This is a genomic window from Zooshikella harenae (assembly GCF_018837975.1).
Lineage (GTDB): Bacteria > Pseudomonadota > Gammaproteobacteria > Pseudomonadales > Zooshikellaceae > Zooshikella > Zooshikella harenae.
The window spans coordinates 18,534-31,797 of sequence record NZ_JAGSOY010000054.1 but is presented as its reverse complement, the minus strand read 5'-3'; the positions used below and the strand labels follow the sequence as shown (position 1 = coordinate 31,797).

General features: G+C 41.2%; 13 protein-coding genes. 3 read left to right on the top strand and 10 right to left on the bottom strand.

What is annotated here, in order from left to right:
- The first annotated feature begins 79 nt into the window (after positions 1-79).
- Both KCG35_RS17870 and KCG35_RS17865 read left to right on the top strand, forming a co-directional pair.
- Positions 80-1,501 (top strand): YcjX family GTP-binding protein, encoded by a 1,422-nt coding sequence (locus KCG35_RS17870; RefSeq protein ID WP_215821162.1) that lies wholly within the window; start codon positions 80-82, stop codon positions 1,499-1,501.
- Positions 1,498-2,601: a YcjF family protein gene (locus KCG35_RS17865; protein ID WP_215821161.1), complete on the top strand. Its 1,104-nt coding sequence runs from the start codon at positions 1,498-1,500 to the stop codon at positions 2,599-2,601. Before KCG35_RS17870 ends, KCG35_RS17865 begins: the two co-directional genes overlap by 4 nt.
- 141 nt (positions 2,602-2,742) lie before the next feature.
- Here the strand turns inward: KCG35_RS17865 and KCG35_RS17860 are convergent, their stop codons facing one another.
- From KCG35_RS17860 to KCG35_RS17815, 10 genes are all read right to left on the bottom strand, one after another.
- Positions 2,743-3,426 (bottom strand): helix-turn-helix domain-containing protein, encoded by a 684-nt coding sequence (locus tag KCG35_RS17860; protein ID WP_215821160.1) that lies wholly within the window; start codon positions 3,424-3,426, stop codon positions 2,743-2,745.
- Positions 3,427-4,293: 867 nt separating this feature from the next.
- Entirely contained in the window at positions 4,294-4,971 is a 678-nt protein-coding gene (queC, locus tag KCG35_RS17855) for a 7-cyano-7-deazaguanine synthase QueC (protein WP_215821159.1), read from the bottom strand.
- Between the two features lie 377 nt (positions 4,972-5,348).
- On the bottom strand, positions 5,349-6,074 hold the full coding sequence (locus KCG35_RS17850; RefSeq protein ID WP_215821158.1) for a queuosine precursor transporter: 726 nt from the start codon (positions 6,072-6,074) through the stop codon (positions 5,349-5,351).
- Positions 6,071-6,361 carry a hypothetical protein gene (locus tag KCG35_RS17845; RefSeq protein ID WP_215821157.1) on the bottom strand — a complete coding sequence of 97 codons (291 nt, stop codon included), beginning with the start codon at positions 6,359-6,361 and terminating at the stop codon, positions 6,071-6,073. The genes KCG35_RS17850 and KCG35_RS17845 overlap by 4 nt, the downstream gene beginning before the upstream one ends.
- A 477-nt stretch (positions 6,362-6,838) precedes the next feature.
- The gene (locus KCG35_RS17840; protein ID WP_215821156.1) at positions 6,839-8,071 is read right to left on the bottom strand and encodes a tetratricopeptide repeat protein; all 1,233 of its coding nucleotides are present in this window, start codon (positions 8,069-8,071) and stop codon (positions 6,839-6,841) included.
- Between the two features lie 9 nt (positions 8,072-8,080).
- Positions 8,081-8,899, bottom strand: a complete 819-nt coding sequence (locus KCG35_RS17835; RefSeq protein WP_215821155.1) for an energy transducer TonB — start codon at positions 8,897-8,899, stop codon at positions 8,081-8,083.
- Positions 8,896-9,303: an ExbD/TolR family protein gene (locus tag KCG35_RS17830; RefSeq protein ID WP_215821154.1), complete on the bottom strand. Its 408-nt coding sequence runs from the start codon at positions 9,301-9,303 to the stop codon at positions 8,896-8,898. Before KCG35_RS17830 ends, KCG35_RS17835 begins: the two co-directional genes overlap by 4 nt.
- Before the next feature lie 13 nt (positions 9,304-9,316).
- A complete protein-coding gene (locus tag KCG35_RS17825; protein WP_215821153.1) occupies positions 9,317-9,841 on the bottom strand; it encodes a MotA/TolQ/ExbB proton channel family protein in 525 nt (174 codons plus the stop codon).
- A complete protein-coding gene (locus KCG35_RS17820) occupies positions 9,841-11,211 on the bottom strand; it encodes a MotA/TolQ/ExbB proton channel family protein (RefSeq protein WP_215821152.1) in 1,371 nt (456 codons plus the stop codon). Before KCG35_RS17820 ends, KCG35_RS17825 begins: the two co-directional genes overlap by 1 nt.
- A gap of 40 nt (positions 11,212-11,251) precedes the next feature.
- A complete protein-coding gene (locus tag KCG35_RS17815; RefSeq protein WP_215821151.1) occupies positions 11,252-12,094 on the bottom strand; it encodes a DUF3450 domain-containing protein in 843 nt (280 codons plus the stop codon).
- Positions 12,095-12,528: 434 nt separating this feature from the next.
- Here KCG35_RS17815 and KCG35_RS17810 point away from each other — a divergent pair, with 434 nt between their 5' ends.
- Positions 12,529-13,209 (top strand): OmpW family outer membrane protein, encoded by a 681-nt coding sequence (locus KCG35_RS17810; protein ID WP_215821150.1) that lies wholly within the window; start codon positions 12,529-12,531, stop codon positions 13,207-13,209.
- Positions 13,210-13,264: the final 55 nt, after the last annotated feature.

The following is a 13,264-nucleotide window of genomic DNA, read 5'->3' as shown; positions in this document are numbered from 1 at the left end:
TATACTCATTACCAGAACTTGGCAATCCTTGACTAGTCGAATTACTATGAAGTACACCACACCTGGTTAAGGAGTATGAATGAAAATAACGTCTGGTAGTGCTTGGCAGCGTATTCAACAACAGGGGTTTGATATATTACAACGGGGACTGGATCGCCATATCCGGCTAGCCGTCACCGGTTTAAGCCGCAGTGGCAAAACCGCTTTTATTACATCCCTGGTCAACCAGTTATTAGAAGGCTGTGATAACCAGCATCTGCCGTTTTTTGATGTCGTACGTCAGGATCGCTTTTTAGGTTGTCGCCGTATCAGCCAGCCCCACCCCCATATTCCCAGCTTTCGCTATGATCAGGCACTACAGGTTTTATCGTCACAACCAGCCCAGTGGCCAGAACCAACGCGTGGACTTAGTGAGCTACGATTAGCCATTCGTTTTCGCCCTGAAAAAGGCGTCACCAGCTGGCTAACAGATACAGCTACCCTATTTTTAGATATTGTTGACTATCCAGGTGAATGGCTTCTCGACTTACCCATGCTCAATCAACAATATTTGATATGGTCACGAGAACAACTACAACTCCTTCAAAGTGAACCCCGTGCAACTAAAGCCGCATCATGGCTACAAAAAGCACAACAAATTAAGCCTGATGATCCTGTAAATGAAGACATACTAAGAGATTTAGCAGAAGAGTATACTGAGCTACTGCACTACTTTAGAGAAACACTTGGCTTACATTTACTTCAGCCAGGACGTTTTTTATTGCCAGGTGAAATGGCAGGTGCTCCCCTCCTACACTTTTTTCCACTGCCTGCCGCGGCTAAATTGGACGACAGTATAACCCCATCATCAGACAGCCAATTAGAGCAATTAGTTAAACGCTTTAATGCTTATCGTGATCACGTAGTAAAAGGCTTTTATAAAGAGCACTTTGCACAATTTGACCGACAAATTGTGCTTGCCGATTGTTTACAGCCCCTTAATGCAGGTCCTGCAAGTTTTCGCGATTTAAAACGTGCTATTGAACTTATACTTGAAAGCTTCAACTATGGTCGAAGTAGTTTATTGAACCGATTATTTGCTCCAAAAATAGACCGACTTTTGTTTGCCGCTACCAAAGCAGACCACATTACTCCAGAACAACACAGCCATTTAGTGGCTTTACTGGGTCAACTGGTTCATGGCGCGAAACAACATATTCGCTTTGATGGTATTCCCTGTGACACCATGGCTTTAGCCTCTATTCGGGCAACATCAGCAGGTCACTGTCAGCATCAAGGCGAATCCATACCCGCTATCCAAGGCAATAAAGCCGATACAGGTGAAGCTATAACCTTATACCCTGGCGAAGTACCCAGCGTGTTACCCAACGATACGTATTGGCAAGACAATCATTTTGAGTTTATTAGCTTTGCGCCTCAAACCAAAAAAACCGATCAACCTTTAGCCCATATTCGTTTAGACCAAGCATTAGCTTTTTTGTTAGGGGATAAACTGCAATGACAGCTAATAACAATACGCCAGACAATCAAGCTAAACCACTTAAAGCAGCTATTCGCTTTGATGACAATATAAACAATACTGCATCACCAACACCCACATTGAAATCACAACAAGTGCTGGATAATGACCTCACACTTGAAGAAATACCCGCTTCCGAACTTGAACAAACACTGGAACAGCTCGCCAAACAAAAAAATGTTCCCAAAAAATCTCGCAGTATTTTACTTCGTTTAGGGCTCATTACTCTGGGTGCAGCTTCGGTTATCGAATTAGGACAGTTTTTATGGAATAGCTGGCAGGATTCGCCTATTCTCGCTGGGCTTTTTATAACAGGAATTGGCTGTCTCTCAATCGCGACTCTACGGCTCATTTTTCGGGAACTGGGCTCTTTAAAACGACTACGTGGCGTGCACCGTTTTCAAGAGCGTGCAGCACAATTATTAGCCAGTGAGCAACAAGGCGAAGGTGTTGTCTTTTGTGAAAAACTAGCAAAACGTTGTAACCATGATAAACACGACTGTTTTCAGGAATGGACCACACAACTGACGAATGTACACACAGATAAAGAAACACTACAGCTTTATAACCATACGGTGTTAAGCACTTTTGATCAGCAAGCAAAACGCACTGTAAGTCGCAGCGCTTCTGAGTCCGCCCTATTTATTGCAATCAGCCCACTCGCATTAACAGATATGATGATTATGATGCTGCGTAACGTAAAACTCATCAGTGATATTGCAGCAATTTATGGAGTGAAGTTAGGCTACTGGAGTCGTATAAAGCTCATCAAGTCAGTATTATTTAATGTGTTTTTTGCTGGAGCCAGTGAGCTTATCGCAGATTTGGGCATGGAATTACTGGGAACAGAACTCGCTGGTAAACTTTCAGCACGAATGGCTCAGGGAATAGGTGCAGGTTTAATGACTGCACGACTTGGCTACCAAACCATGGCATTGTGCCGCCCATTAGCCTTTACTGAACAAGAGCGGCCAAAGCTAAAAAAAATCCACCAGCAGTTATTAACAGAACTTAAACAAACTCTGTGGCAAACATCCACTCAGTCACTCAAAAATACCATCAAACAAAAAGATCCTTTTTAACACTTAACTCTTTCAACTCATCAACATGGCTTTAAGTAGAAGGAGCTTTTGAGTTATCTGCCGCAATATCGCGGCAGTAAAAACAATCAAGCAATGAGTTAATAGCCGACCTATGAAGTACTCTTTTTGAAGGCTATAGGACTACTTATGGTGTGTATTAGCATACACTTGAATAACACCACCCACTACCTGATAACTGCTGCTAACACCGATTTTTATGATTTGGCTTTCTGGGTAGTATGAGAGTAGAAGTTCATCATTATGACTGATAATATACTTTCCTATTGTCAGTTCATTTTTGCCCTCAAACCGGATGGCAACCAACATATTGACCGATGGTTTCAAGTTAGTATCAACAAAAAAGATTGAGCCAGGCTTAAACATTGGCTGAATATCTCGATCTAACTGAAAAGCCATAAGTGTTTCATTGGCCTCTACCAGCTTTGTTTCCACGACGCCTAACGATTCACCAAAAGGATCAGATAAAGAATAAAGCGGAACAGAAACCTCTTCAGTTAACAGCCCTGTTTGTTGTGCCTGGATATCAACAGCTTCTTTACGTAGCCCCAGTAAATCATCCAATGTAACATCAAAACCATCAGATCGAAAATAATCAATAATTTTGATTAGTGTCTCTATGGTCGGATTTGTTACACGCTTACTTGGATCAGAATGAATTAACCTAGACACGAGTGATCTAGGCACATTTAACTCTTTAGCTAATCGAGAAGCCGTGAACTTGACATTATCCCGTTTCGATTTTTGCTGAATAAGATCACTAATCACCCAGTGAATAGCATCTGTTGTAATGTCACTTCTGGTCACAATTCCACACCGCCTACTTCTTACTAATAACCACTTATTAATGATATATCCTTCTTTACGGACAAAATGAAACACTCGTTAACAGAAACTTATAAACCTAGTGTAGTATATTAAAAAACTTTAATTTTTGTTAACCATGACCGTTTCAAAGGATACTGAACATTCACTGTATTTCAAAATATAAGCTTTTAAGAACGCCACAGAAAGACTGAACTTGATAATAGCTATATTTACTCTACTTAACACTTAGCGTCTATTTTATACACTAACTGTCAATCTACAGAGCTATCTTGCTACGCTCTAAAATAACTATTTTTAGATACCCCTATCAGCCTTTTCTACCCTACAGCTTCTAACAAAAACCAAGCAGACTTTATTGGATAGTTTATATTGAAGTACAGCGAAACATTTGTATAAACACTATATAATACACACTTTGTTTTTAAGGCTAAAAACAGCCAATGAGCACTAGCTGCACATACAATTGCCACACTCTAGCCATACACTAAAAAAAACAATCCCAATATGCATACCTTTTTTTGAACGATACAAGTACGTATTAATACTATCAATTTTATTAAATCCCTGTTATACGTATTTTGTTGTATATTATGAAAAGATTCAATAATGTTTTTTACTAATACGACTCTATATAACTACAACGAATCATTTTTAGTAGTTTTAACTAGCTTAATTTCCCAAAGAACGAGAGCAATACAACAACAGTTACACTCTTAACGAAAGGCTTACTACTTTGATGAAAGAGGAGGAGAAAGGTTCAAGCGCTACATCCTTGTCTTCAAGCACTGATCCCAGCCTATAAGGGAATGAGGCTGGGATGATAAAGAGATTAACGCGTATTACTCACTATGACTGAACATAATGGGTAGGGTCTTCTACACCCGCCTCACTAAAACCTTTTTTACGTAAATAACAGCTATCGCACTCGCCACATGCCTCTCCCTCGTCATTGGCTCGATAGCAGGATACCGTTAATCCGTAATCTACACCTAACTTGTGTCCAAGCTGTATTGTTTCTGCTTTATTGAGATGAATAAGCGGTGTTTCAATACGAATAGGCCTTCCTTCAACACCCACTTTGGTTGCTAACTCAGCCAGCTTTTGATACGCCTCAATGTACTCTGGCCGACAATCCGGATAACCAGAATAGTCCACTGAACTAACACCAATAAAAATAGCATCAGCTTCCAGTACTTCGGCCCATCCCAAAGCGACAGCAATTAAAATTGTATTGCGAGCGGGTACATAAGTAACAGGAATCTCACCATTGTCAACATAATCAGGAATGTCAATTGACTGATCTGTAAGTGCTGAACGCGTCAGCTGGCTAAGTTGTAGAGGAAGTACTTCGTGTCTAACTACATTCATTGCTTGCGCAATTCGCTTGGCTGCTTCCAACTCAGAGTTATGCTTCTGACCATAATCAAAGCTTATTGCATAACACTCATAACCTTGTGACTTTGCATATGCCAAACATGTAGTAGAATCCAAGCCCCCAGAAAGGAGCACAACAGCCTTCTTCATCAGTAGTCCTCTAACTATTTATGACTTGACTTAACCAACTATACTCAACACCAACGGATGCGTGCCTTCATAGCAGACTCTTCCTCGTTAAGAGTATACCTTTTGATAACAGTACTAATCAGGTGAAAGTAGTCATCAGGTTAATATCAGAAATCCACTTAAGTAAATGTTATTTTACATCCAGACGTCAAGTCTCTAAGTCATTTTAATGACACATGGTAAGAATATACCCATAACGAAGGGTTTTTATACCCCTAGGGCACAAGGGTGCGGCCGTTAAATGCTCCTGCATAAACTACATTCCCACCTTCCTTAGTGGTCAAGAACGCGGCCAACAAACCCTAAAAATGATTCGCGAAGGGTATATTTAATACTCCTCAAAATCTATTTTGTTGCTTAGAATAGTCAGCATCCATACTAAACAAAGAAAAGTCAGTTAAGTCATCATACATATCCAGTTGTTCCTGACGCTTTATATACTTTGATAAACTGACAGAAAGAGGTAACCCCAAAATCTCAATTAAAATTTTGATGGCACAAACATTAATTATTAAGTCAACAACATCAGAAAAGCTATACATACCGTAAAATGCAATCAAAACAAAAATAATAGTATCAATCGAAGCAGCGACAATAGTCGATAAAACAAAACGCAATCCGACATAAGCCCCATTCATTAACACTTTCATTTTTGCAACAATATACGAGTTAACGGGCTCACATAGCATATAAGCTACGATTGAACCTAAAATGATTCGACTATCCGTATTTATTAGCTTATTAAAACACTCGTTGTTTGTTGCAAATGATGGGCTTGGCAAGCTGACTAATAAATGCCCATAACCAATAATTAAAATATTAAATAACAAAGCGGACCAAATAGCCCGCCTGGCATGCTTATAACCATAAACTTCAGTGATAATATCCGAGATTAAAAAACTTAGTGGAAAGATCAATGTTCCAGGAGATATTACTAAACCAAATAATTCAATCAGCCTACCATCAAACCAGTTCGCTGTCGCGATGATCATGGAGTAGGATAAAATTAAAAACCATAAGTACTTTGGCTGAACGATTGCTTTACCACTAATCACTTCTTTCACTTTTTACTCTTCCTAACTACTGGTTTATCAAACGTAACAACTAAATTATCCGCGATTGATTTACCAATAGCCAACCCTAATTTTTCTACTTCGCTTTTATTTAACGAGGTTACGGTTGTACTGCAAAACTTGTCATGATAAATATGTCGCTTAAAAGCCTCGTGACTCGTTACTATCAAAGACTCTCCATCGTATACAATGCTCTCTAAACGCGTTTGAGCAGGATTAAGCTGCAAATATTTACAACACCACTGATCCAGGGTTGCAATCACTTTTTTAATTTTCATTAACCCCTAGCCTATTTATTTTTTATAACACGCTATTTTTTCAAAAATTATTAAGGATTAGCCTAGAATCCTTTAGGCCTGAAATACTATTTACAATTTACGCTATCTTTCCTGCTTGATATTTACAATTGCATTATTATATCCCCCCCTCCCTATCTACGTACAAACAAGCTAAAAAGTGTTTACTAAACTGTCAAGTAATTCATGAAGAAAGACTTCATATTAAACTGGAATAGAATACTATATTTTACTATACCTCAGTCATTATTATGAACACTTGTGGTTCTTTAATGTGTACCAGTGGTAGGCAACGGCTGGATAATGCACATCGAACTTGCCGCAAGGATGCGGCAACTATCTTAACAAACAGCGGCTCCCAAGGAAGGATTCACGGCGTGTTCGAAGGCCGTTATGCAGACGTTACAAAGGTGCTTTAGAAAATAGCAACAAAGTACCACTTCAGCTTATTGTTAACATTTATGACTGGCTGAACTTAATTCGTTGCTGTAAATAGCCCAACCACTGGCGGGCTGTTTTTTCTGAGTGACTGTATTTCAACGCTTGTTGAAAATAGCTTTCAGCCTTATCAAAGTGCTCTGACTCAATAGCAGCCATACCAACAATAATCAAATGCATTCCTTGATCTTTATCACTCTTCAAATGCTTAAATACGGTTGAGTGTATTTGTTCAATGCGATTCCACTGCTGCATTTCATAATACAACTGCACCAGCATTTTATAAAATTCTGTATCAGGTGTTGCAGCCAAATAGTTTTCCAAAACATGAACGGCTTTCTTTCGCTCTCGAGCTTGCAACCATGCATTTGTCAGTAACTGATAATCTTGCCGTGTGCCTGTCAAAAGACCTTGTTTTAAATACTTAGTCTGAAGCGTCGCTGCTTGATATGGGTTTTTTTGTTGTAAATATAAAGAAACCAACTGTTTTACATCTTTTGCTTGCTGCAAAATTCCTTTTTTTATCCCAAGCTCTAATGTTGCTACTGCCGTGGCCATGTCTTGCAGCTGATAACTCACAAAGCTTAATTGTCGCCAGTAGTTTGCCTGTGTTGGATAAATAATAATCAGCCTTTGTTGCAAGAGCTTTTGTGCCGCCATATAACGCTTAGTTTGCATATAGGCCGATAACAGTAATTGATAAGCACTATGAGGAGGTTTTGTATAGAGTGCTACTGCACGCTTAACGGGTTGAATAACCGCCGTGTAGTTTCCAAGTTGATAATACGCATAACCGAGTGTCATAAGGCCTGTTGCAACTTTATCAGTGGCTTTTTGTTTCACTCGCTGAGACCAGGGTTGTAGCCTCTTTACAGCCTCTTTTGCCTGACCTTGTTGAACTAAAAGTTGCCCAAATGTCACTGTTAAATCATCTAGCGTATTTGTGGGTAATTTTTTAACTGATAATACTTTTCGTAATCTGATGATGGCTAAATCAGTTTTTCCCCGTTGCAAAGCATTATGTATGCCTAACTGAGTAACCAATGAATAGCCATAACTTTGAGGTTTAAGCTGCTTTTCAAGTGCAGTAATTTTATTAGCAGCAACCTGCCACTGTTGGTTATGCTGCAACTGCTGAATAGTTTCAATTTGACGATATAATGCAGGTGGTAGCGCAGGTCCTTTTGCATAGGTAGCTTCGGCAGCAAAGAGACACCCAAAACTCAAGAGTACGACAGCAAGTGTTTTTTTCATCGCCTCTCCCTAAAGCTTATATTCGATCACTTGAATCATGTTATAGCGCATAACCGCTTTGCCATTTACCTGCTTGGGTTTAAAGCGCCAATGCTGTAAAGATTCCAGTGCAGAGCGATCAAACATCCCTTGTGGTTTAGCCTCAACCACCTGTAAATTGGTGGCTCGTCCTTGAGCAGTCACATCAAAACGAATTTTTACCCACCCCTCCTGACGCCGCTGCAAGGCACGCCTGGGGTATTGCGGAGTGGCTTTGTGGAGCACCATAACTTCCTGCCCTATGGACAAATCACCGATTGCCACTGAAGGACTCGCAATACGATCAGTTGCTGTGAGATTAGTTGCAACGGCAGAAGGTGAAGTGACTGGCTGGACTTGCTGTTTCTGTATAGGTGCAGACCTGGCCTGAACACCTGCAAGTACATTTCCTGATACAGCAGGTGTAATTTCAGGTAAATCCAGTTTAGGCGTTTCAACCTTTGGTGAGGAAATCTCTGTAACAGACTTTAATGTGGACTCAGCTATTGGATTGGGCAGCTCTGGAGGCTGATCCACTGCAGGAAGTGGAGATGTATCAGGCAGAGGTTCAGGTGATTCAGCAATAGGAGAATCAACCATCATTCGTAAGAACGATACACTGGGAGAAAAGGATATTGACTCAGGCTTAGGTGCTTTTGTCAGATGACTCATTAATAAAAAAAGCGCCAGAGATATACCCACTGCACCACCAAAAGCAAGGCTAGAGCGTAACCATACGCTGTTGTTTCGCCTTACATTACGACACTTGTCGTTGTTACCAACTTGATAAGTGGTGTATGTACTCATCATGGTTGTACTGTTGCCACTGCAATTTGCGAAATACCAGCCAGCTTAATCTGGTCCATCACGTTAATCAGTATGCCTGTTCGTGCCTCACGGTCGGCTTGAATAACAGCACTTGCTTCAGGTATTTCTGCTTTAAGTCGCTCAATGTGCGCACGTACACGCCTAATATCAACCTGTCGTTTATCAATCCAGATATCACCTCCTGGCTTAATGGCCACCAAAATAGCGCCAACAGGTTGAGTTTGAGCAGTCTGTGCTTCTGGACGACTGATCGTCACCCCCGACTCCCGGACAAATGAGCTAGTCACAATAAAAAAAATCAGCATGATAAACACCACATCCAGCATGGGTGTCAAATCAATCCCCGACTCATCGGCGTCACTGCTTACATGCCTATTCACTCTCATAACTTATACTGGCTCATAACTGATCTGCTAATTCATGAAGATAAATTCGGGTTCGCTGCTGTATAAGCGCACGAAAATAAATACCTGACAGCGCAACAACCATTCCGGCCATTGTTGGCATAGTGGCACTCGCCACCCCATTGGCCATTGCTCGCATATTTCCAGCCACCATGAGCGCCTCAAAAACCTGAATCATGCCCGTTACTGTTCCCAACAACCCTAATAATGGACATATCACCACCAATAGTTTGATATAACGCTGACCTTGTTCCAGTAGCTGCTGATACTGATTTAAAAGATGGGCCTTATACCACTGCCATAAACGGTTATAAGCAGGCTCCTCTAAACTTGGATTTTGCTGACGAAAAGCAGCCCCTAACGCTAAAAAGGACTGAGCATCTTGCCTACGTTGCCCAAAAAAATACAACAAGCGCTCAAGAATTAGCACCCACAACACCAGGCAAACACTAGCAATCAGCCAAAGAACCCATCCGCCCTGCTGTAAAAAAACAGAGATATGCCACCCTACCGTTTCCATCAGGCTACACGCTGTGTTGTGACTACAGAGTGATCCTGGATAAATTGCTGTGCTAATAATCCTGCGGCTTGTTTATCCAGAATCTGAATTAACGCTTTACTGCGTGAAGAAATGGCTGTGTGTAAGAACAACAACGGAATAGCGGCTATCAAGCCTAATACTGTTGTGATTAATGCTTGGGAAATTCCCGCAGCCATTAACTTGGGATCACCCGTCCCAAAAAGAGTGATTGTTTGAAAGGTAACAATCATCCCCGTCACTGTACCCAACAACCCCATTAATGGAGCAACACCCGCCAGCAACTTAACCGTACCTTGCCACCGCTCTAATTTTGGCACTTCATGCATAATCGCTTCATCCAAACAAAGCTCTAATTGATCAAGACTTTTTGTTTGTTGTTGATGATAAACCGCTAGCACTCGACCTAAAGGGTTATTCTGGTGAGGCGCTGCAGGCTGAGCAAGCTGCTGCTTAACCTTCTGTTGAATCATCATGAGTTGCAACAGTCGGCCTATACCTAACAGCATACCAATGGTACCTAAAACACCAATAATCATGCCGACTACACCACCTTGCTGCCAGCGTTCTACCCAGGTTGGCTGCTGTTGTAGAATATTCAGTACATCACCCTGGGTAGGGTCAATCGTTAAAGGAGCTATTGCATCCTTCGACTTTAACCAATCATTCATTTGGGCCAATGTCCCACTAGAAGGCTGGCTCGCTAACATTTGCAAAGGGCCATCGGGTAAATAACGCAAATAACCCTGAGGCGTTACCACATTGAATGAGCCGACACGAGTGACCTCTTTTGTTTCTGTCCGTCCACCCTCACTAATCACTGGTACCGTGAAAGAGGTTACTTCACCTGCAGCAGTCATTTCCCGCTGCAGCTCATACCATAACTGTCGTAGTTGTTGAGTTGTTGGCAACTGTTTTGTTTCAGATAATGGGCGTAATTGTGTAATACGCTTTGGGTACTGGGCAGTAATTAACGACTGTTGCAGTGTAGTTTGAACATCATTAGCTAACTGACGCACCTGTCCAAATAACTCACCCAAATGGCCACTGCGTTGCTTTAATGTTTTCTTAAGCGATATTAATGATTCTGCTTGCTCATCAAATGTTTGCTGAAGTTTTTCATTTTCAGCCTGAGTTTGAGCCAGTGCGGCCTTAGCTTCTGCTAATAATTTGGCCTGCTGAGCCTTAGCCTTTAAAAAAGCCGTTTCACGTTGCAGATTAATAGTTTGTTGCTGCTGCTGTTGCTGCAAAATTTGTTGTAATAGCTGTTGAGGTGTCTCTGGCACTTGCTGATCAGCTGCCAGTCCCGTACATCCCAACCCCGCCATCAACACTAATAATAGGTACTTCATATTTCTCTTCTTTCTCCTGCCACTACCTTCACTCTGTCTTTTATTGTGTGCTGACAGCATCTTGCTTATTGGCAACATGTGTTAAAGTACTGACAGGCAACGATAACAATTGAGGTGCTTGCTGCTGATGCGCCAAGCGTATGGCATGCTGTAATTCAGATAAATACTGCTGATCAAGGGTTTGCCAGTGGCGCTGTTGGTTATTCCACATGCCTAATTCACTGCCATCAGGTGTCATGTAGTACAACCCTAAACGTCCCAATCGGAAAAACTGTACCCATTGAGCGTCCTCAACTTTTTCCATAGGTCCAGATTGACTTTCATTGGCGACTAACTGACTTTCATAAGTTTCAATGGTGTTGCCATATTCAATTTCAATTTGAAAAGCTTCCAACAACTGTCGGTATTTTTCAGCAACACTGACCTCACTATTCACCAATAGCCTCTCGAGCTTATCCAGTCTTGCCTGGCGCTCAGCCTTTAAAAAAGGAATATCCATGGCCACAAACTGCTTCAGTCCCTGGAGCATTTGCTGCATAAGGGGAAGAATGGACCGCTGGGTTTCTTCTATACTCTCAATCTGGACTGACAACTCACTTATTTTTTGCTGTTGCGAATCCGTCAGCAGTTTTAGTTGTTTATTGTAAAGTGACAGGCTCTGCTGCTCAGCAACCACTTGCCGATAAGACTGCAACATCTGCTGAGTTTGATCATCCGTTTTATCAATATGTTGCTGAGTTTTTACACCAGACGTATGGGTCTTCTTCAAGGATTCAAAAGCTTGGCCTAAATCATCAGCCAAGACAAAATGATTCATAAAAAAACCAACGGTACTGACTATTAATCCAGTGACGATTTGATTACGCCTTTTTTTACATGTCATGCTTCACAACCTATACAACAGTGAGTGACCTTGAAGAAGGACTCGTTTGTAGAGAGCATGTTTACCATAAATGATAACGATTCTCAATTAATTTAACGATACTCACGCACCACTACTTAACCAACCTATCAAACTTTATGTCTATTGCGTCAAATCAACTTTTATTAACAATTTATTTTTACAATACGAATCCTGAAGTATAAGTCATAAGTCGTTTACCTTTCGTCACTTGGTGCCATCATGAGGAAGGGCCAAGGGTGATATACAACAAAAGCAGCAGTATGGATAAAGCCTGCGATTCAATAAAGTATATTCATTAATAAACGTAATTTTCTGCTGCTATTTATGTAATTACTCTCATCCCTGTACAGCGCCTTTTGTCGAGAGTTATTGCGGCTAATAACAACCTGTGAACACACTAAAAGGCAACTCCTATGAAGTTAGCTCCTCTCGCTCTTATCACGTTAACCAGCGTCAGTCTTTCTCTATTACCTTCGCTAGCCTCTGCCCACAAAGCGGGTGATTTCATCCTACGTGCAGGTGCCGCAACAGTTGACCCTAACGAGGATAGTGGTTCAGTGTTTGTTGCTGGGGCAAATACAGGAATGGAAGTTGGTGCTGACAGCAATACACAGTTAGGTTTAACGTTTACCTACATGCTTGCAGATCACTGGGGAATAGGCTTGTTAGCCGCCACCCCCTTTGAGCACACCTTAAGCTTAAAGAAAAGTGTACTGGGTTTAGGTGATGGAACCCTCGCAGATATGAAACACCTGCCACCTACCGTCACTTTACAATATTATTTCAATCAACCAACAAGTGCTTTTCAGCCCTATGTCGGTGCAGGTATTAACTACACAACATTTTTTGATGAAGAATTTAGTTCTTCCCGGAAAAATCAAGGGTTTAGTAGCTTAGATTTAGATGACTCCTGGGGTTGGGCTGCAGAGGTTGGTCTTGACTATCAAATCAATGATAAATGGGTTGTTAATGGTGCATTGTGGTACCTGGATATTGATACCACTGCAGAATTTAGATTTGGTGGATCAAAATCTAAAGTTGATGTTGATATTGACCCTTGGGTTTACATGCTAGGTGTAGGTTATAAGTTTTAACCTTCCACTCTCCTACTAATCATTTAATCAATGCTGGTTTGTCTGCCCTATTTAA